General features: G+C 38.7%; 16 protein-coding genes. 7 read left to right on the top strand and 9 right to left on the bottom strand.

Going from position 1 to position 18,881, the window contains the following annotated elements; all coding sequences use genetic code 11:
- Positions 1-56: 56 nt before the first annotated feature.
- The 5 genes from fbp to FJR11_RS11275 all read right to left on the bottom strand — a co-directional run bounded on the left by fbp (position 57) and on the right by FJR11_RS11275 (position 4,499).
- A complete protein-coding gene (gene fbp, locus FJR11_RS11290) occupies positions 57-1,088 on the bottom strand; it encodes a class 1 fructose-bisphosphatase (RefSeq protein ID WP_168503765.1) in 1,032 nt (343 codons plus the stop codon).
- A 355-nt stretch (positions 1,089-1,443) separates the two neighbouring features.
- Positions 1,444-1,575: a hypothetical protein gene (locus tag FJR11_RS23770; RefSeq protein WP_256366777.1), complete on the bottom strand. Its 132-nt coding sequence runs from the start codon at positions 1,573-1,575 to the stop codon at positions 1,444-1,446.
- Between the two features lie 221 nt (positions 1,576-1,796).
- Entirely contained in the window at positions 1,797-2,024 is a 228-nt protein-coding gene (locus FJR11_RS11285; protein ID WP_168503764.1) for a hypothetical protein, read from the bottom strand.
- A 105-nt stretch (positions 2,025-2,129) separates the two neighbouring features.
- Positions 2,130-3,977, bottom strand: coding sequence for a S8 family peptidase (locus FJR11_RS11280; RefSeq protein WP_168503763.1), 1,848 nt, complete (start codon positions 3,975-3,977; stop codon positions 2,130-2,132).
- 87 nt (positions 3,978-4,064) lie between these two features.
- Positions 4,065-4,499 carry a BLUF domain-containing protein gene (locus tag FJR11_RS11275; RefSeq protein WP_168503762.1) on the bottom strand — a complete coding sequence of 145 codons (435 nt, stop codon included), beginning with the start codon at positions 4,497-4,499 and terminating at the stop codon, positions 4,065-4,067.
- Positions 4,500-4,815: 316 nt separating this feature from the next.
- Here FJR11_RS11275 and FJR11_RS11270 point away from each other — a divergent pair, with 316 nt between their 5' ends.
- Genes FJR11_RS11270 through FJR11_RS11260 form a run of 3 tightly spaced genes read left to right on the top strand, consistent with a single transcriptional unit; the run spans position 4,816 to position 7,593 of the window.
- On the top strand, positions 4,816-5,244 hold the full coding sequence (locus FJR11_RS11270) for a hypothetical protein (RefSeq protein ID WP_168503761.1): 429 nt from the start codon (positions 4,816-4,818) through the stop codon (positions 5,242-5,244).
- Positions 5,245-5,299: 55 nt separating this feature from the next.
- Positions 5,300-6,652 carry an AAA family ATPase gene (locus tag FJR11_RS11265; RefSeq protein ID WP_168503760.1) on the top strand — a complete coding sequence of 451 codons (1,353 nt, stop codon included), beginning with the start codon at positions 5,300-5,302 and terminating at the stop codon, positions 6,650-6,652.
- Positions 6,653-6,675: 23 nt separating this feature from the next.
- The gene (locus FJR11_RS11260; RefSeq protein WP_254444738.1) at positions 6,676-7,593 is read left to right on the top strand and encodes a DUF4435 domain-containing protein; all 918 of its coding nucleotides are present in this window, start codon (positions 6,676-6,678) and stop codon (positions 7,591-7,593) included.
- An 11-nt stretch (positions 7,594-7,604) separates the two neighbouring features.
- On the opposite strand, the gene FJR11_RS11255 is transcribed toward FJR11_RS11260, so the two are convergent.
- Complete coding sequence (locus tag FJR11_RS11255) at positions 7,605-8,258, bottom strand: alpha-ketoglutarate-dependent dioxygenase AlkB (RefSeq protein ID WP_168503758.1); 654 nt, start codon at positions 8,256-8,258, stop codon at positions 7,605-7,607.
- 227 nt (positions 8,259-8,485) lie between these two features.
- Here FJR11_RS11255 and uvrA point away from each other — a divergent pair, with 227 nt between their 5' ends.
- A complete protein-coding gene (uvrA, locus tag FJR11_RS11250) occupies positions 8,486-11,428 on the top strand; it encodes an excinuclease ABC subunit UvrA (protein WP_168503757.1) in 2,943 nt (980 codons plus the stop codon).
- Positions 11,429-11,609: 181 nt separating this feature from the next.
- The gene (locus FJR11_RS11245; RefSeq protein ID WP_174763005.1) at positions 11,610-12,140 is read left to right on the top strand and encodes a hypothetical protein; all 531 of its coding nucleotides are present in this window, start codon (positions 11,610-11,612) and stop codon (positions 12,138-12,140) included.
- 2 nt (positions 12,141-12,142) lie between these two features.
- Here the strand turns inward: FJR11_RS11245 and FJR11_RS11240 are convergent, their stop codons facing one another.
- Positions 12,143-13,273: an extracellular solute-binding protein gene (locus FJR11_RS11240; RefSeq protein ID WP_168503756.1), complete on the bottom strand. Its 1,131-nt coding sequence runs from the start codon at positions 13,271-13,273 to the stop codon at positions 12,143-12,145.
- A 222-nt stretch (positions 13,274-13,495) separates the two neighbouring features.
- On the opposite strand from FJR11_RS11240, the gene FJR11_RS11235 reads away from it, so the two are divergent.
- Entirely contained in the window at positions 13,496-14,650 is a 1,155-nt protein-coding gene (locus tag FJR11_RS11235; RefSeq protein ID WP_168503755.1) for an RNA-guided endonuclease TnpB family protein, read from the top strand.
- Positions 14,651-14,793: 143 nt separating this feature from the next.
- Here FJR11_RS11235 and FJR11_RS11230 read toward each other — a convergent pair whose 3' ends face one another.
- On the bottom strand, positions 14,794-16,986 hold the full coding sequence (locus FJR11_RS11230) for an adenylate/guanylate cyclase domain-containing protein (protein ID WP_168503754.1): 2,193 nt from the start codon (positions 16,984-16,986) through the stop codon (positions 14,794-14,796).
- A gap of 322 nt (positions 16,987-17,308) precedes the next feature.
- On the opposite strand from FJR11_RS11230, the gene FJR11_RS11225 reads away from it, so the two are divergent.
- Complete coding sequence (locus tag FJR11_RS11225; protein WP_168503753.1) at positions 17,309-17,662, top strand: hypothetical protein; 354 nt, start codon at positions 17,309-17,311, stop codon at positions 17,660-17,662.
- A gap of 146 nt (positions 17,663-17,808) precedes the next feature.
- Here FJR11_RS11225 and cobT read toward each other — a convergent pair.
- Positions 17,809-18,881: nicotinate mononucleotide-dependent phosphoribosyltransferase CobT (gene cobT, locus FJR11_RS11220; RefSeq protein WP_168503752.1), on the bottom strand; the 1,073-nt coding region annotated here is incomplete at its 5' end.

Below are 18,881 nucleotides of genomic sequence, written 5' to 3'. Positions count from 1 at the left end.
GAGTGTTTTAAGGTTTTGATGGGTAATTCAACTAGCGATCGCTCAAAACCACAAATTTAGCTTTTAATAAAAGACATCACCTTGGCGACATTTTCTTTACTACCAATAATTAACGGTGTCCGCTGGTGCAGTTTGGTAGGAACTACATCTAAAATATCCATTGTTCCTGTAGTCGCTATACCCCCAGCTTGTTCAATTAAAAATGCTAAGGGAGCAGTTTCATACAGCAAACGTAATTTACCCTCTGGTTTTTGTAGTGTTCCTGGATAGAGAAATACCCCACCCTGTAATAAAATTCTGTGAATATCGCTGACCATTGCGCCACTGTAACGGGAACTATAGCCTTCTGTGCGGTGAACATAACGGATATATTCTCGAAAAGATTCATCCCATTGCCAGAAGTTACCATCATTAACGCTATAGGTGGCGGCATGATCTGGCATTTTGATATTTTCTTGACAGAGAATAAACTCACCTAAGCTAGGATCAAGAATGAATGAATGTACACCTGTACCTATGCTATAAACTAGCATGGTGCTTGGTCCATAAAGAATATATCCTGCTGCTAATTGCTTGCGGCCATTTGTAAGTAGATCCTTGGCTTCACCATCAGCATCTTCTCCTTCTTGCTGACGAATGGCAAAGATAGAACCTAAACTGAGATTGTTATCTGTGTTAGATGAGCCGTCAATGGGGTCATAAAGAAGCGTATAACGACCAATGGGGCAGTTTTCGGGGATGTAGTAGGGTTTTTCCATCTCTTCGGAAGCCAGACGACAAACTAAGCCGCTTTGCTTGAAGACGGAAATAAATACTTCATTGGCGTAAACATCCATCTTTTTCACGGATTCTCCCTGGACGTTGACTTCTCCAGTAAATCCCAGCACCCCTTCCATTAAACCAGCGCGACTCAAGCGACGGGCAACTAATTTACCCGCTAAAGCGATGCGATTCATGAGCGCACTTAAATCCTGTGCGTCTGGTCCAAAACTCTGGAGTTGCTGGAGGACGTGGCGGGATAATGTTGTACAATCACGGTCTAGAGCTTTATCTGTGGACAAATCTAAAGGTTCTGATACTTGAGTCATGTTGTTTGCTGCTATGGGGTCATGTTCCTGCTTCTATCTTAGAAAGGGAATTTCATAACTTAAATGTGATTTTATATAAACTAAAGAATTGAATTTTTGATTTGAAGATCCTCAACTTTTTGAAGAAGTCGGGGATCTGGGTTTTTCAGTATTTTTTCTAGATAAGAAATAATTATTTTAGTGCTTGTTTTCACTACGCACTTAGTTTAAACTCATGGAGTTAGGCAAATATGAGGATTTGATAGTCATGATCAAGATGAAGATCTCTACCCCCTTATAATCGCCAAAACCCTTGCTATGGCTGGATTTATGGCTTATGTTTTGTTAGCTGCTACCCCTGCTCATGCTCTTAATTTCAATTTTCAGTTTCGGGATATACTGCTACACCTGTTCCCTTTGAGTTTAACTCGGCTGTGGGAATAGCAACATTAGGTATTTGCTTTGGTGCTGCTAAAGTCCGCAGAAACCATCTTGCTAAAAAACGCATGGTATCGGTTGAGGCTTAGTTTGATTTTATAGATAAAACATAATAAACATCTTTGAGTCGGCTTGAGCCGACTTTCGTTATGAGACTGGGAATTCATTCCCAGACGGGTTTAAATATTACCATTGCCCGTGAGTCCGCCTTAGAATGAATTCTCAGGCTAATATCAAAAGTAAGCTAAAGCTAACTAAAGATGAAATTTTTGGGGAGAATCATCATCTTGATTATGTCATCACTTCAAAAGACTGAACTTCTAAAACAGATCCAATCATTGCCGTTGTCATTAAATCTTCTCGGACTTTTCCTATAACTGTGGCTTTTTGTCCTGATTTTAATAGATTTTTATCAGAACTTTTGGGAATTTCGTAAGTCACACCATCTTCTGTGATCAAAGCCCAAGCACCAAGTCCAATATTTCGACGTTCGATAGTACCAGTAATTGTAATAGTCATTTGTCATTTGTTAGTTGTTAGTTGTTAGTTGTCAGTTGTTAGGTAAGAGGTAAGAGGTAAGAGGAAAAAATTACCAATTACCAATTACCCATTACCCATTACCAATTAAGCAGTTTGTCCGTTGTTTTTCAATGCTAAACGAGCTAGTCCGTAACAAAGTAAAGCATTAACAAGAAGGAAAATTCGGGCTAGGTTACTATTTCCTAAACCCCAAACAGCGGGATCATAAACTGCACTAACTGTTAAGAAAGCTGTTATTCCTAAAGTGACACCAATTGCAAACAATTTCCCAGTGGGATGTCCTAAAAATAAGGCTATTAACACAAAGGGAATTAAGACACTGGCAAAAAGCGGATTTAATGCGTCCGTTCCCTGTAAAGTGTTGCCTAGTTCGGGAATGGAACTACCTAAAACCCGGAAAGGCCATTGAGGAAGATCAAAGATATAAAATCCCTTGAGGAAGAATAAGCCAGAACTACCAAAAATTAAACCACTAGATAAAGACCAACTCCAAGCGAAGGGAAAGTAAACCCGTAAGAACCAAGCGAGGAGATAAGAACCTACCACCATTAATATTTTAGGCACTAAAGCGATCGCCCCGCCATCTATCCAAAAGCCGGGATTCAGATAGCCCTGTTCTCGCAACCAGCGGAAAAAGTCGGGAACACTAATGATGCCGTCACTGGCTAATTTAACCGCTGCTTCGGCGTTAAGTTGTCCAGCCCCATAATAGTTTAAACCGTCATCTTGAATGACTCTGGCTGACTGTTGCAAAACCTGTAAAATTTCATCGGGTTCTTTGATTCCCAAGGCTTTGATTAATGCCGCTACACCTGCAACGTGGGGAGAAGCCATACTTGTGCCTTGAAGTCCCAGAAATACACCTTCTCCTTCTTCATTAATAGTTTCTTGGAGAATTGTCCCGGTTTCACTCCCCCCAGGGGCAGAAATATCCACACCAGCACCATAATTAGAATAGGATGCTCTTTCGCCGTCTGCTCCAAAGGCGGAAACACCGATAACATGATCATAACGGGCAGGATAGCTAACGCCGTTGGTGTCTTCATTTCCGGCAGCGGCAATGATAGTTACACCTTTGTTATGGGCGTATTTAACAGCATCTTCCATGAGTTGGCTGGCACCACCACCACCTAAACTCATGTTAATGATATCTGCACCGTTATCAGCCGCAAATTTAATGGCTTCGGCAATATCGGCTACTGTTCCTGCACCGTCAGCATTTAAGACCTTTAAGGGCATGAGGCTGGCTTCATAGGCCACTCCCGCGACACCATAGGCGTTATTGGTAGCTTGGGCTACTGTACCGGCGACATGAGTTCCATGGCCGTTGTCGTCTTTGGCTGCTTCTGTGTCGTTGACAAAATCATAGCCTTTGACAAATTTGGTTTCATTTAAGTCGCGGACTTTGGTAATACCAGTATCAATGACGGCAACGGTGATGCCACTACCTTTACTCCGCGTCCATGCGGCTTCTATGCCGATTTTGTGCAAATTCCACTGTTTGCTGTAATATTGGTCATTGGGACCGATTAAAGAGGAAGTGGGTTCTTTGTCGTTTTCGGGTGCTAATAGTTCTCCCAACCAAGTAGCTTTTCCTTCGGGTACGGTTCTGTAAATGTAATTTGGTTCGATAAATTCTGTAACTTTGGCAAAGGGAGATTTTTTTAAATCTGTGAGTCTTTGGCGATCCCCTTTGATAATATAGACATGATCCGCTGCTGAATATTTATTATCCAGTTGGGGAGTAACATGATATTGTTGGGCGATCGCTTGTAAATCCTTTTGAATGTCAGTTTCTAATCTATCTTCCCGAAAATCGAGTAAAATTGTCTCGAAGTCACCTTTAGCTGCTAGTCCCTGAAAATTCAGAAACCCCCATACCGCAGCAGTCAGTCCGATGACAAACAAGCACAATAATATAAGTTTTTTCATATCCACTGATACCGCTTTTTGTCAGTTTGTTCACTACAATAACTTATAATAGGGAGTATTAGGTAGGTATCATGCCTGCGATCAAAATCAGGCGGCTTTGTCATATAATGCGGCTAATGCTTGCATCAGGTTAAGACATTGCTGTGCAGTCATGGTGTGTGGTTGTAAGGTAGTAGATGGAGAATATTTTAAAATCAAATTTCTCACTTGCTGAGAGTTTAAATCGCTAATATTTACGGCTTTCATAGACCAAACCCCAAAAAGACGACTTTCAATGGGGATACATTCAATCAATTCCGGGGTATGATGGCGCGTGTCTAGGGCAATGCGATGATAAGTTTTACTAATTACCGTGCGGTCGCCTTCCAATATCTGTAAAAATATCGAATCACCATAACATAGTAGTCCTGTAATCCCCTCTGCTTGGTTATTTTTCTCAGATTTCTGCATAATCGCTTTGAGATCATGATACTCCAAATCAGATTTTGCATAACTACTATAAATTAGACGGTATAAATTCATCCTGTCTCCTGGTTATTCAGTCTAATACCTTGATTTTCTACTAAATTCGTATGACATAGTTCTCAATGCCAATAATACTTGTCAATTTTCAAATCTTCAGTTACTTGTAATTACTGAATTTACTTGGATTGAACAAGTAATATTTGGTAGCTATACTAATATTGCATATAGGGGTACGCAGTTGCATGAAGTCCGCAACAATTCTTGAAATCATCTGCCAATCAAGACTTTGCTATTCTTATTCAATCCAGAACCGTTATAATTTTAAAGAATATACATTAGCAAAGCTCCTCTAAAAGAGGTATTACGAATTAATATGGAACGTGGTCTTTTATGGTTACCTTTATTAGTGGCATTTTTCTGGTTAGCGTGGCAAGGTTCACGGGAATATCAAAAACTTCAAGCTTATCAAATTTGGGCAGAACAATTTGAACGAGCTAAATATGATATCTATGCAGTATTAGCTCAAAAAGGTAATGATATTACTTGGGGAAAACCCACAACTAAAGGCCCAATTGAAGTAGAAACTTTTTCTTTATTGGATGTTCAAGAAATTCGCTTTTTAGTCAATGGTAATTCTGTGGATATAGAAAATCCACCTCAAAAAGGTCGTCAAATTGAATTAGAGTTTTTATTAACTAATACTAAATCAATTCGTGTGCCTTTTACAGAAGTTCCTCTGGCAGCAGAATGGGGTAAATTTTTGCAGAGGACATTAAAGAATTTACAGATTGAAACACAGTGAAGAATCATAAAGCTATCAGGCTTGATAATGTCTATGAATATGGGAGTTAATTATTATGCGAATTAAGCAAATTTCCGTTAGTGGCTTATTTGGAATTTTTGATCATGTAATTCCATTGAATATGGATGATAGAATCACCGTCATTCATAGTCCTAACGGTTTTGGAAAAACAGCAATGTTGAGAATTTTGAATGGATTTTTTAACTCTCAATACTCGGAGTTGCGAACTATCCCCTTTAGTAAATTTTGCGTTGAATTTGATGATGGTAGTAATGTTGAGATTATCAAAAATATTGATAACTCAAAAGAAACAGAGAACAATTTTGTTTTTAATTTTCATGATAACCATGATAACAATAATGTAGATAGAACTAATTTTCAGCCAAAACGTCGTCCTGATATAGAAAATCTTCCACTTGGTATTTTGGATGACTATATACCAGGATTAGAACGAATATCGTCTAGAAAATGGCTTTATACTCCTACTCAAGAAAATCTTTCTTTAGAAGAAGTTCTAGAGCGTTTTGGTGATTCATTGGGGATAAAATTTAAATCAGAAGCAGAACCCGAATGGTTTGAAAAATTAAATAAAAATATTTATATTCGTCTGATAGAATCGCAACGCTTACTAAACTTATTTCCTAATCGTCCTTTCAAATTAGATGACAGAACACCTTCAATATTATCAACTGTATCTGCATATTCTTATGAACTTGCCAAGCTAATGCAAGATAAGTTTAAAGAATATGGAACAATATCTCAATCTCTTGATAGAAGTTTTCCCATGAGGGTAGTAAAACAACAGTCATCATCAGATTTAACAGATGAACAACTACGCAATCAACTTAATGAACTTGAAGAAACTCGTTCTGGTCTTATAGAAGTAGGACTTTTAGATAAAGATGAAGACTCAGAGTTTCAAATTCAGCCTCAAGATATAGATGAAAGTACCAAAAATGCTTTATCAGTATATGTTGAAGATGTAGAAAAAAAACTCAATGTCTTTACTGAAATAGCGACTAAAATTAATTTATTAAAGCGGATTATTAATAATAAATTTTCCTATAAAGAAATAAATTTTAGCAAAGAAAAAGGATTCATTTTTACAACACTTTATAATTCCTCCTTATCTGATTCAAAAACTCTATCACCAACTGATTTATCATCAGGTGAACAACATGAATTAGTGCTTTTATATGAACTATTATTTAAAGTTAAACCCAATTCCTTAGTCTTAATTGATGAACCTGAATTATCTCTTCATGTAGGCTGGCAAGTGCAGCTTTTAAAGGACTTGCAAGAGATTACAAAGATTGTTGATGTAGATATTCTCATAGCTACTCATTCACCAGATATTATACAAGATAGGTGGGATTTAACGGTTGAACTGAAAGGTCTTGTAAAATGAGAAAATTGTTAACTGTTCACCGTATGGCCAACAAGATTCGACTATTAAGAGAGACTTATTCAGGCTCTTTTTTATTAGTAGAAGGAAAGTCTGACAAAGTTTTTTATAAACGATTTATTGATAACTTAGCTTGTCGCTTAGAAATTGCTGATGTAGAAACTACTGATGTAGAAACTACTGATGTAGAAATTGCTGATGTAGAAATTCCTGATACAAGAAAATCTAATAAGCAGTTTGTTATTGAGATTTTGAAGAATTTGGAGAAATCAAATTTTCAGGGAGTTCTAGCAATTGTTGATGCAGATTTTGACCACTTGCAAAATACAACTGTTACAATTCCCAATCTACTCCGCACGGATACTCATGACCTCGAAACCATGTTAATCGAGTCTCCCGCTTTTGATAAAGTAATTGTGATGTTTGGTTCAGAGGAGAAAATTATCAAATTTGGTCGAGATTTAAGAACCGCATTGGTTGAATGTAGTAAGTCAGTTGGCTATTTACGCTGGGTATCTCAATCTGATGGATTAAATCTGAAATTTGAGGGTATTGAATTCAAAAAGTTCGTTGATAACCAAACTATTCAAATTAGTGAAATTGAACTGATTAAAGAAGTAAAGAATAAATCCAAAGCCTACTCATTGGACAATAAAGATTTACAAAAACGACTAACAAATAAGAAAAACAGCAGCCATAATCCTTGGCAAGTGTGCTGTGGTCATGATTTAGTAGAAATTCTATCAATTGCTTTACGGAAGGCTATTGGTTCTAACCCAGCCATTGATGTTAAATCCAATAGTGATGATAGTAAGAACACTCTTGAAAATATTTTACTACTTGCCTATGAAGAAAATTACTTCTATCAAACACAGCTTTATTTGGAAATCCGCAAATGGGAAACCAAAAATCAACCATTTAAAGTTTTACAAAATGATCTATAACTTTAAACAATTCATTTGATAACCCTAAAAGTGAGATTTATTCTCGGCATTACTGGTTTTGCAGTTTTAGGGATTTGATGTTGCCAATATTCCTGGGTTTTCCCTTTCATGATTAACAGGCTACCATGAGTTAAATTGAATGCCACTTTTTCTAATGTTTTATTAAATTTATGTCGAAGCTGGAATTTTCTTTCTCCCCCAAAACTCACAGAAGCAATAATGGGATCTTTCCCTAATTCTGGCTCATCATCAGAATGCCATCCCATACTGTCTTTACCATGACGATAAAGATTGATTAAAACACTATTAAAAGAAATTTTAGCTATGTCTTCAATTCTATTTCTAATCAAAAACAAAACTGGTGTCCAAGGTATGGGATTCATGGTAATATTCGAGTATGTGTAAGATTTTCCAGGATCTCCATACCATGCAGTTAATCTGGGTATGTCTATCTCTTTACCATAGAATTTGATCTTGTCTTGTCGCCAATTAATTTCCGTCAATAACCGCTGGAAGATGAGATCACTTTCTTCCTCTAGAAAATAACTAGGATAGAGGATAAGTTCTGCGTCAGGAACAGAAAGTTTATTTACTGGCAAATTTGCAGTAAGTTGATTCTGCTGTAAGAGATTCAGGCTTAATTGCGTATCAGTATTGTATTTCATTAAACAAAGGATAATCACAATATGACCACAAAACTTAGTGATCTGATTTTATAGCTGCTACCTGCACGGTAAGTAAAAGTTAATAACTTATTCTTGAAAATATCAGGCTTCAAGATTGCCTTTGGCATTTTTTCTTCACAGTCTAGCAACTTACGTTACTATAACCTGAGTAAAGATAGTATTATTAAGGATTGTTTCACTGTGCAACCTTTCCTTAACCTGTCAATATGTCAGAAAATCTAGCTGCTTCTTTAAACGATGTGCTGCCAAACGCTCACAATAGCCAGAATACTATCCGCATTCGGGGCGCTAGGCAGCATAATCTGAAAAATATTGATTTGGAATTACCCCGCGATCGCTTGATTGTCTTTACTGGCGTTTCTGGTTCGGGTAAATCCTCTTTGGCCTTTGATACCATTTTCGCCGAAGGACAACGCCGTTATGTGGAATCTCTGAGTGCCTATGCTCGGCAATTTTTGGGACAGTTGGATAAACCGGATGTGGAAGCAATTGAAGGTTTAAGTCCGGCAATTTCCATTGACCAAAAATCAACTTCCCATAATCCCCGTTCCACAGTGGGGACGGTGACGGAAATTTATGACTATTTGCGCTTGTTATATGGTCGCGCTGGTGAACCCCATTGTCCCCTCTGCGATCGCTCTATTGCTCCTCAAACCATTGACCAGATGTGCGATCGGATCATGGAACTTCCCGACCGTACCCGCTTCCAAATCTTAGCCCCTGTAGTCCGGGGGAAAAAGGGAACTCACCGCAAATTAATTTCTGGTTTAGCCGCGCAAGGATTTGTCCGAATTCGGGTAAATGGAGAGGTGCGAGAGCTATCAGATTCCATCGAGTTAGATAAAAATAACACACATACTATAGAACTGGTTATTGACAGATTAGTTAAAAAAGATGGTATTCAAGAGCGTTTGGTAGATTCTCTAGCAACTTGCCTTAAGCAATCTCACGGAATTGCAACAATTGAGGTATTAAAAGATACATCGGATAAGATAGCGCTGGAGCGACCTGATAGTAAGTATATATCAACTGAGGCAGAAAATCAAGGTATTTCAGAACAAGAATTACCCACAGAAATGGTATTTTCTGAAAATTTTGCTTGTCCCGAACATGGTGCGGTAATGGAAGAATTATCCCCCCGGTTGTTTTCTTTTAATTCCCCCTATGGTGCTTGTCCCCATTGTCATGGGATTGGGACGTTAAGAAGATTTTCCCCGGAGTTGGTTGTCCCTAACCCAGATTCGCCCATGTATGCAGCGATCGCCCCTTGGTCAGAAAAGGAAAACTCCTATTATTTGGAATTACTGTATGCTGTGGGGTTAAATTATGGCTTTGAATTACAAACCCAATGGGGGAAGTTGACACCGGAACAGCAAAAAGTTGTTTTGTATGGAGAAGAGAAACGAACCACAGAGGCGCAGAGGTCGCAGAGTTTTAAGGGTGTAATTCCCATTTTACAAAGACAGTATGAAGGGGGAACGGAGTTAGTTAAACAGAAATTAGAAGAATATTTAATTGACCAACCCTGTGAAGTTTGTGGAGGGAAAAGATTAAAACCGGAAGCTTTAGCTGTGAAGTTGGGACAATATGGAATTTTAGATTTTACCAGTGTTTCCATTCGGGAATGTCGGGAAAGAATAGAAAAATTAAAATTGAGCGATCGCCAAACCCAAATAGCCGATTTAGTTCTGAGAGAAGTTAAAGCCAGATTACAATTTTTATTAGATGTGGGCTTAGATTACCTCACCTTAGATCGTCCCGCCATGACATTATCAGGTGGAGAAGCCCAACGCATTCGGTTAGCCACACAAATCGGTTCAGGACTAACAGGAGTTCTTTACGTTTTAGACGAACCCAGCATTGGTTTACATCAACGAGATAACGGACGATTACTCAAAACCTTAACCAAATTACGCGACCTAGGAAATACCTTAATAGTCGTCGAACATGACGAAGAAACTATCCGCGCCGCTAACTATATAGTTGATATTGGACCTGGAGCAGGAATTCATGGCGGAAATATTATTTCCGAAGGCAGTTTAGAGAACTTACTCAATGCTGAAGAATCTTTAACTGGTGCTTACCTATCAGGAAGAAGAGTCATCACTACCCCAGCTAAAAGAAGAGAAGGAAACGGCCGCGCTTTAACTATTAGAAATGCCCATCGGAACAACTTACAAAATATAGATGTAGAAATTCCCTTGGGAAAACTTGTTTCCGTCACAGGAGTTTCCGGTTCAGGAAAATCTACCTTAATTAACGAATTACTTTATCCATCCTTACAACATCATTTACTGAAAAAAGCTCCCGCACCCAAAGATATAGATGAAATCAAGGGTTTAAACTGCGTTGATAAAGCCATTGTTATTGACCAATCACCCATAGGCAGAACTCCCCGTTCTAATCCAGCCACCTACACCGGAGTTTTCGATATTATTCGTGATGTCTTTTCCCAAACAGTAGAAGCCAAAACCAGAGGTTATAAACCTGGACAATTTTCTTTTAACGTTAAAGGTGGACGTTGCGAAGCTTGTAGTGGACAGGGTGTAAACGTGATTGAAATGAATTTTCTTCCTGACGTTTATGTGCAATGTGAAATTTGCAAAGGTGCGAGATATAACCGAGAAACTCTCCAAGTTAAATATAAAGATAAATCAATTTCTGATGTTTTGAATATGACAGTGGAGGAAGCATTAGATTTCTGTCAAAACATTCCCAAAGCAGTAACGAGATTACAAACTTTATTTGATGTTGGTTTAGGTTATGTGCAATTAGGACAACCAGCCACAACCTTATCCGGTGGAGAAGCGCAACGGGTGAAGTTAGCCACAGAATTATCTCGACGAGCGACAGGAAAAACTTTGTATTTAATTGATGAACCCACCACAGGATTATCTTTTTATGATGTCCACAAATTGTTGGACGTTTTACAAAGATTGGTAGATAAAGGCAATTCAATCTTAGTCATTGAACATAACTTAGATGTCATTCGTTGTTCTGATTGGGTGATAGATTTAGGCCCAGAAGGAGGAGATAAAGGCGGAGAACTGATTGCTGCCGGAACGCCGGAAGATGTGGCGAAAAATGAGAGGTCTTATACTGGTCAATATTTACAGCAAGTCTTGGCGCAATATCCGGCGGTGGGATAATTTTTTTTCTCACGCAGAGCCGCAGAGGGGCAGAGGAAAGAGTACGGAGAGAGGACTCTTTTCTTCCTCTTCCTTCGTGTCCTTTGCGTCTATCCCTACGGGACGCTATGGCTAACGCCACGCTTCGCGAACGCGAACGTGGTTCAATTACTACCCACCCTCAACACCAACAGGAAAATATATGACTAAAAATAACTTATTTACCCGCAAAAAACCCCTACTATTATTAGCAATTCTGAGTTTCGCTGCTTCTTGTTTTTTACCTATTCTCCCATCCAAAGCCAAAAATATCCCCTTACCTTCTAATGCACCTTTAGAATTAGATTTACTCACCCAACCCACCCAGAATATCATCACTGCTAAAACTATTCATCCCCAAAAATTGACAGTTCCGAGTTTATGGTGGGCTAAGGAAAACTCGGAAAACAAACTTTTAGATAATTGGATAGCTTACCCAGCGTCACAAACAGAACCCCCACGAGTAGATTTAATTGTTAATCAGCAAATTTGGAGTTTATTAGACTATATGGAAAGGTATGTTTTTGTGAATCGTTTAGGTAGCATAGCCAGTAAATCTGGTTACAATATCCGAGTTTTTGACTATCAAAAAGAATCTTTAGCCTCTTACACCTGTAATTTTCCTCAAAGTCCTGCTTCTTGTAGCATTCAAATGAATAATCAAAGCAAAGTTGGATTACGTTATTCTCTATAACATCAAGATTGTTTCATCTTCATAAATAAAGCTTCATACTCTTTCATAACTGCTGGAGGTAAGGGGAGTAAAAACTCACTTTTAGCGAAAATTTCCGAATTAGTGAATAATAAACTCTGTAATTTCTGCTGGATATCCCCTACTACAATATTCTTGTTAATAGGGGAATTACTTTTAGTTAGTAAGGCAATTTGTTGAGATATCTTGGGTTGCAAACAAAAATCTAGCCATTGATCTGCTAAACTGTTAGGAGTAACACCTGTCGGACTGACCCACATATCTGCCCAAATTGCTGTTCCTGATTGGGGAACAACTGCGGCAAATTTTTGATAACTACTTATTACCGGAATAATATCATCAGACCAACCGACAGCTAACCAAGTATCCCCAGTAATTAATGGTTCTAGATAGTTTGTAGAATCATAAAATTTGACTTGTTGATTTAAGGCTTGTAATGCTGGTTTTAGTGCAGAGATTTGATTAATATTTTCTGTATTATAAGATTTTCCTAATTTCTTCAAAACCAAACCAATTACTTCTCTGGGATGATTAAGTAAAGAAATCCGATTTTGCAATTCACTTCGCCATAAATCACTCCAGTCCGTTGGTTTCCAACCTAATTTCTGAAACTTTTCTTGATTATAAATAATTACTGTATTCCCCCAACGGTAAGGAATACCCCAAATTTTCCCTTGTTCGTCACGTTTAATTATTTGTTGCCATTTTTCATGTAAGTTAGCTAAATTTTTGATATTTGCTGTTTCTAATGGTTGAATTAGTTTTTGATTAATTGCTGCTTGTAACCAATAATCTCCCAAGGTGACTAAATTTGCGGTCGGTGGTTTTTGATTTTGGTTGAATGGTAAAAAACGAGTCCATTCTTTTTGATTATTTGTTGACGGTTGTTGCCAAGTTTGTAATAATTTAAATAAATCCTCAAGCTGATTAATTGGGGTAAATTTCAACTTTCCCCCGGCAGTTACAGTTTTCCGAAACTGATTAACGACCTGACCAGGGATTGAACCTTTTAATAATTGTACATTTAAGGGCGGTTGCTGGTTTGTTCCGCATCCTGTGATGATTTGGGAAAGTGCTAATGTACTTGTGCCTAATAAAAAAGATCGTCTATCCATTAATTTTGCAGTTGGTGAATATAGCCATCCTAAATCATTTTTACAAGAATACCCGGTAAGCGTAAAGCTCAGTCCTTCGACAAGCTCAGGAACCATCACTTCAGTGCTGAGATATAAGCGGCTCGTGCGACTTCAGTCGCATTCAATCCTATACCAATTACCTTGACAATCTTACGCCATAAATAGTAGTATAAGATAGGAGGTAAGGGGAAGGTAGGAACGATGCTTGTTTTTGAGTTTAAAGTTTATGGAAAATCAGTTCAGCTAACAGCAATAGATGACGCAATTCGGACTGCCCAATTCGTTCGCAATAGCTGTATTCGGCTATGGATGGACGTTAAAGGTGTAGGCAAGAATGACTTGCAGAAATATTGTGCAGTCCTAGCGGCTAATTTCCCCTTTGCCAATGAACTCAATTCTATGGCAAGGCAAGCCAGTGCAGAACGAGCATGGTCTTCTATCTCTAGATTCTACGATAACTGCAAAAAGGGGATTTCTGGAAAAAAGGGGTTTCCTCAGTTCCAAAAAGATTGCCGTTCTGTTGAGTATAAAACATCAGGATGGCGGCTTGCAGATAATCGTAAATCCATCACTTTCACAGATAAAAAAGGTGTTGGCAGATTAAAAATGAAAGGGACTCGTGACCTTCATTTCTACCAAATCAACCAAATAAAACGGGTAAGATTGGTAAAAAGGGCTGATGGTTATTATTGTCAATTTTGCATTGATGTTAACCGTCAAGAAAATATAGAACCATCAGGAAATACGATTGGATTAGATGTAGGTTTAAAAGAATACTACACAGATTCCAATGGCGTAATGATTGAGAATCCTAAGTTTCTTCGGGAAGCAGAAAAGGTTCTTAAGCGTTCACAACGCCGTGTTTCTAGAAAAGTCAAAGGTTCAAAAAATCGAGGCAAAGCTAGACAGATTTTAGGAAAACGCCACCTCAAAATAAGTAGGAAACGTAAAGACCATGCTGTGAAATTAGCACGGTGCGTAGTTCAGTCTAACGACTTGATATCCTATGAAGATTTGAGAATTAAAAACATGGTGAAAAATCATTGTTTAGCTAAGTCAATAAACGACGCATCCTGGTATCAGTTCCGTATCTGGCTTGAATATTTTGGACTCGTATTCAAGAGAGTCACGGTGGCTGTTAATCCACAATATACTAGCCAGGAATGCTCTAGTTGCGGTGAAATTGTCAAGAAAACGCTATCTACTCGAACCCACGTTTGTAAGTGTGGATGCTTCATGGATAGAGATGAAAACGCAGCCTTAATCATCCTTAGTCGGGGATTGAGTACCGTAGGGCATACGGGAACTTTTGCGCTAGACGCAAGCAACGCTTGGGGAGATGAGACCCCTGCTTAGGTTGGAGAAATCCTGTCTAAGTAAGTCACGTCCTTGATTCAAGAATCTCAGTGTCTTTAGACCTGAGAGTGTCAACGCAAACTGTCTCCATAGGCTTTCACGGTTGAGTTGGATCAGGCAATTTTAGTATCAGCTTAATGTTGCTATTTTTCTTCAAAAGCCCAGATACCGCTCCAATTTTCAGGTGTCCCTTTCACCAGTAATTGCTGAACTCGCTCCAGATAAAGTTTAGCAGTTTTATCTAGTGGATTAACTACTAGAACCTGCTGAAAATAGTCTTTGGCAGCGGTAAAATTGCCCTGATTATAGTGCTTCTGTCCAGAGTCAAAAATGGCTATGGTTTGCAGCTTTAAGGCTTGAATGGATTCGGGTGCAGCATTGAGGACTTCATAGATAGCAATTGGTTCTGTCCGTCCTTTCACAATAACTCGGTCTAAGAAACGAATCTTGTATTGATGAGGATTGCTCAATCGCTGTAACACATTTTCTGAAATTAGCAGAGAAATGCCGTAATATTTTGTTAATCCTTCTAGACGAGCCGTTAAATTAACATTATCCGATAAAGCATCTCCTTCAATGCGGTGATCTTCACCAACTATGCCCATCATTATATGTCCAAAGTGGATGCCCATACCCACTTCAATCGGTAAAAAGCCCTCTGCTTCACGATGTCGGTTGTATTCTTGCACCTGTTTGAACTTGGCAATACCTGATGCCACTGCATCATCTACACTATTAGGAAAGACTGCCATCATCCCATCACCAAGAAACTTGACAATGAACCCATTATGAGCGCGAATTTCCGGAGAGACACGGTGTAGATAAGCGTTGACAAAATCAAAATTCTCTTTGGGTGTCATCTTCTCAGATAGGGTTGTAAATGAGCGAATATCCGAGAACATAACTGCCATTTCTTTGCTGATATGATCACCAAGCTCAATGTCAATGACACTTTGCTTGTCGAAAAACTTCAGATACTCTGGTGGGAAAAATCGAGCGAAGGAGTTCTTTTGCGCTTCTAATATATTAAATGATGTTTTGAGTTGGCTGGACATATTGTTAAATAAATCAGCTAAATTGTCGATCTCAATAATCTGGAAAGTGTCGTTGAAAACTACGAGAGTATCTAGATTGCCATTAGCAATCTCATTGGCTGCTTGACTCAATGTCATCACAGGATCAATAATTCTCCGCGAGGTAAAAATGGCAATGACAATTGTGGCTAGAAATGTTAAGAAGCAGAGCAAGATTGTATTATTTTTACTAATGTTGATTTGTCCCATGAAGTCAGATTCAGGGACGGAGGTGATAATTAGCCAATTTAACCCTAAAGCATCTTGCCAAGGCTTAATATGCACAAAAACTCGTTCACCGTTGTTGAGTTTGAAATCAAGCTGTTGGGCTGTTTTAACTGTGTCAAGATTTTGGAAGTGCGATTCTAAATGCCTTGCGGTTGCTTGAATTATTGGGTCTTGACTGGAACGTGAACTCAAGCGTTCTGCCTTCCCATTCACCTCAATGTAAGGCTTTTCAGCACTGGAACTAGAGACAATTAATCCATTGCGTTCGATAATGAAAACTCTGCCAGATTTGGTGATCTTCAAACCTTGAAGAAAGGTGCTGACTTGTGAGAGAATAAAATCAATTCCTAGTACACCAACTAACCGATTTGCTTGGTTATAGACGGGGTAGCTAGAGGAAATTGAAAGAACATCCGGGCGATCGCTCCACTGGTAAACTGAACTCCAAGTTGGCCGACCTGCTGTTGCTGCATTGCTATACCACTCTTGTTCCCGAAAGGCATAGTTTTCTTCGGCAATGGTGCGCGTAGGATTTCCCTGTCCATCTAGCGCATAGCGCACGTAATTATTGACCTGATTCGGTTTTGTTAATTCTAAATACAAATCACCATTATCTTCACGACCAATACCCAAAAACTTTCCCGTTTCTGTGCCAAAGTTAATATAGCTAAGATTTTTAAATGTTTTCATCTGCTTCCAAAAAAAGCGGGTAGTATTAGTACCCTGCCCTTTGATCAATCCTAATTTCATGGCTTCTATATTAATTTCGTTGACCTGATGCGGTGTGACTAGATAAGCTTCTAGACGTTCACTGACTCGTTCTTGAACTTGGCTTTGAAGTTGATTAGCGAGATCATTAACTGCCTGTTGACCATTTTTGAAGGAAAGATAGCCGACTAAGCCAACGGCAGTAGTTACTTGTAATATAAAGGGAACAATAAGTGTGGTACGCAGGGGAAATTTTTTGATTCGTGCTGCTGGAGTTTTGGAAATTGAGGATTTAACTGGATTAGTTTTTGCAGGCTTAAAAAACATAGGAAAAATATTTCTTATCTACGCTGTTTATGTATCAAATCAATTTCCCCTGGTATCGCTCTTGATCAATGATTTTTCCCTTTGTGAGAAATTGGGGTGTCTCTCTCAATTCATAATTATTAAATCTGCTGGAATATTTGTGAAATTTGGGTTGAAGCGTTATCCAACTTCAAATTCGATGTACGTGTATTTACTAGCTTAACAGATCAATACTATCAGTATTTGTAAAAAATGAGCGAAAAGTTAAATGATCCATAAGTATATCTAAAATCGTCAGTAAAGTGAATAAAATATATAGAATATTTTTCAATGCAGGTATTAAATGGAATCATTAGAAAAACAAATTCTCACCTTAAGTGAGAAAGTTAATGCCATCTATGAAGTGATTGAAAGGCTGGATATGCGGCTATCTCAAGCTTTGTCAGATTCATCTTTAGAGCAATTACCAGTCATAGAACATTATCTAGAAAAGAAACAACCAGGATATAATTTACAAGAATTGGAGCATAAAGATGTTTTAGTAGATCGTCTTGTCTATCCAGAAATGAACTATCAAGCTACAGATAGACAAATAACACCAGAAATCCAAATTCAACGGCTAACAACTCAATTAACCGCTGCATATCATCGGATTGCAGCCTTAGAAGAACAGTTACTCAAACAGAGAGTTTATTAGTAAGCATTCAGCTATCAGTGGTCAACAGTCAGCTAAAACCGGATTTTAGGGGTTTTGAAGTGGGGAGACTGACATCAGTAATTAATATTCAGAATGCTTATCAATTCAATTCTTGCTGATAGCTGACGGCTGAATGCTTACGTTTATTAATTGGTGCTAAGTTGCTCAAGTTGGGCTTCAATAGCTGCTAATAGTTGATTTTGCTGCCAATTTTGACTTAAGGAAGCAGCAATACAAGCCGCACCAGCACCAACACCTTCTTTCACAAAACCCCGTTCATAAGCTTGAAGTTGGGGATATCGAGAATTAGTAAAACTCAATTGTGTAGCTAACAAGGGAGGGATGCTATTTTTGGGGAAACTTTGGGCTAAATCAACTGTCGCACCGGTAGGATCTTCGGCTACCCAGCGGGTTGTACCGATAACAACTTCTGCGGGTTGCCAAGATAAAGAGTATGTGTGAGCGATCGCTTGAATTAAAGCATAAACTGCTAACATTTGTGTACCCCCACCTAATAATACCCCACAACTCCGACTAGCAGCGATCGCCATTCCTGCTACTACCACCTGCATGGGATCACCCACCGCAGCTATAAGTGCTAAAGGATCTACAGACGGTGGCATTTTTGCCAATCCAGCTTGTACCAAATCCCATTTTTGCCCATGATTACACACAGGATGACTACTATTAACTTTATCAATAGCATCAATTCCTAACCCAGTTAAAATTGCCAAAGCGGTTGTTGTCCCACCGACAACACACTCGCTCAAAATTAGATATCCATCAGTAATATCAGCACTTAATTGATCACCCCAACGCAATCCTTGTGCCAGTAAATGTTTAACCGTAGCTATATCCATAGCTGCACCCTGACTTAAACACCTCGCCGGCGCACCACCCAAATCAATTAATGGTACAGGTGGAGTATGTAGCAATCCCGCATTAAACAAGTACACAGGGATGTTTAAATTAGCCACCACCGCCTTAGAAATCAGCACAGGAGAAGCCCCGCAAGTCAAAGGTGGGAGAGGGTACTTGGCTTGATGTTTAGCACCGTAATAGAGAAATTCAGCATCAGCACAAGCCGTATATCGGCGATCCTCTGGAGTCAAACCAGCCGCAGAAATACCAGGAATTAAACCAGTTTCCGTAAATCCTAAAATACAAGCAAATATCGGTAATTTACCCCGATAACGATGTAGCCATGCTTCCGCTTGGG

Source organism: Anabaena sp. UHCC 0187, from assembly GCF_009712035.1.
GTDB lineage: Bacteria > Cyanobacteriota > Cyanobacteriia > Cyanobacteriales > Nostocaceae > Dolichospermum.
The sequence above is the reverse complement of the archived record's forward strand: the minus strand, read 5'-3'. Positions and strand labels throughout refer to the sequence as shown.

What these genes read in the sequence shown, in the direction of transcription:
- fbp (WP_168503765.1), bottom strand. Translation starts at nt 1,088, where the DNA reads ATGACTCAAGTATCAGAACCTTTAGATTTGTCCACAGATAAAGCTCTA.
- FJR11_RS23770 (WP_256366777.1), bottom strand. Translation starts at nt 1,575, where the DNA reads ATGCGTTTTTTAGCAAGATGGTTTCTGCGGACTTTAGCAGCACCAAAG.
- FJR11_RS11285 (WP_168503764.1), bottom strand. Translation starts at nt 2,024, where the DNA reads ATGACTATTACAATTACTGGTACTATCGAACGTCGAAATATTGGACTT.
- FJR11_RS11280 (WP_168503763.1), bottom strand. Translation starts at nt 3,977, where the DNA reads ATGAAAAAACTTATATTATTGTGCTTGTTTGTCATCGGACTGACTGCT.
- FJR11_RS11275 (WP_168503762.1), bottom strand. Translation starts at nt 4,499, where the DNA reads ATGAATTTATACCGTCTAATTTATAGTAGTTATGCAAAATCTGATTTG.
- FJR11_RS11270 (WP_168503761.1), top strand. Translation starts at nt 4,816, where the DNA reads ATGGAACGTGGTCTTTTATGGTTACCTTTATTAGTGGCATTTTTCTGG.
- FJR11_RS11265 (WP_168503760.1), top strand. Translation starts at nt 5,300, where the DNA reads ATGCGAATTAAGCAAATTTCCGTTAGTGGCTTATTTGGAATTTTTGAT.
- FJR11_RS11260 (WP_254444738.1), top strand. Translation starts at nt 6,676, where the DNA reads ATGGCCAACAAGATTCGACTATTAAGAGAGACTTATTCAGGCTCTTTT.
- FJR11_RS11255 (WP_168503758.1), bottom strand. Translation starts at nt 8,258, where the DNA reads ATGAAATACAATACTGATACGCAATTAAGCCTGAATCTCTTACAGCAG.
- uvrA (WP_168503757.1), top strand. Translation starts at nt 8,486, where the DNA reads ATGTCAGAAAATCTAGCTGCTTCTTTAAACGATGTGCTGCCAAACGCT.
- FJR11_RS11245 (WP_174763005.1), top strand. Translation starts at nt 11,610, where the DNA reads ATGACTAAAAATAACTTATTTACCCGCAAAAAACCCCTACTATTATTA.
- FJR11_RS11240 (WP_168503756.1), bottom strand. Translation starts at nt 13,273, where the DNA reads ATGGATAGACGATCTTTTTTATTAGGCACAAGTACATTAGCACTTTCC.
- FJR11_RS11235 (WP_168503755.1), top strand. Translation starts at nt 13,496, where the DNA reads ATGCTTGTTTTTGAGTTTAAAGTTTATGGAAAATCAGTTCAGCTAACA.
- FJR11_RS11230 (WP_168503754.1), bottom strand. Translation starts at nt 16,986, where the DNA reads ATGTTTTTTAAGCCTGCAAAAACTAATCCAGTTAAATCCTCAATTTCC.
- FJR11_RS11225 (WP_168503753.1), top strand. Translation starts at nt 17,309, where the DNA reads ATGGAATCATTAGAAAAACAAATTCTCACCTTAAGTGAGAAAGTTAAT.